At 66.0% G+C, this 644-nt stretch carries 1 pseudogene; it reads left to right on the forward strand.

Annotated elements, in window-relative coordinates:
• Positions 1–644 (forward strand): annotated as a pseudogene (locus tag XaplCFBP3123_RS21105) (xylose isomerase); the annotation flags it as partial.

A 644-nucleotide genomic window follows, 5' to 3' on the forward strand; every position in this document is an offset into this window, starting at 1 on the left:
ACCCTGGCACGCGACTACGGCCGCGCCATCGGCTTCACCGGCAATTTCCTGATCGAGCCAAAACCAATGGAGCCGATGAAGCACCAGTACGACTTCGATAGCGCCACGGTGATCGGCTTCCTGCGCCAGCACGGCCTGGATCAGGACTTCAAGCTCAACATCGAAGCCAACCACGCCACGCTGTCGGGCCACAGCTTCGAGCACGACCTGCAGGTGGCCAGCGATGCCGGCCTGCTTGGCAGCATCGATGCCAACCGCGGCAATCCGCAGAACGGCTGGGATACCGACCAGTTCCCGACCGACCTGTACGACACCGTCGGCGCGATGCTGGTGGTGCTGCGGCAGGGCGGGCTGGCACCGGGCGGGCTGAATTTCGATGCCAAGGTGCGCCGCGAGTCGTCCGATCCGCAAGATCTGTTCCTGGCGCATATCGGCGGCATGGACGCGTTCGCCCGCGGGCTGGAAGTGGCCAACGCGCTGCTGACCTCCTCGCCGTTGGAGCAGTGGCGCGCCGAGCGTTACGCCAGCTTCGACAGCGGTGCCGGTGCGGAGTTTGCCAACGGCAGCAGCACGCTGGTGGATGTGGCCCAGTACGCGGCCGGTAACGCGCCCAAGCAACTCAGCGGCCGCCAGGAAGCCTACGA

The organism is Xanthomonas arboricola pv. populi, assembly GCF_002939945.1.
Classification (GTDB): domain Bacteria; phylum Pseudomonadota; class Gammaproteobacteria; order Xanthomonadales; family Xanthomonadaceae; genus Xanthomonas; species Xanthomonas arboricola_A.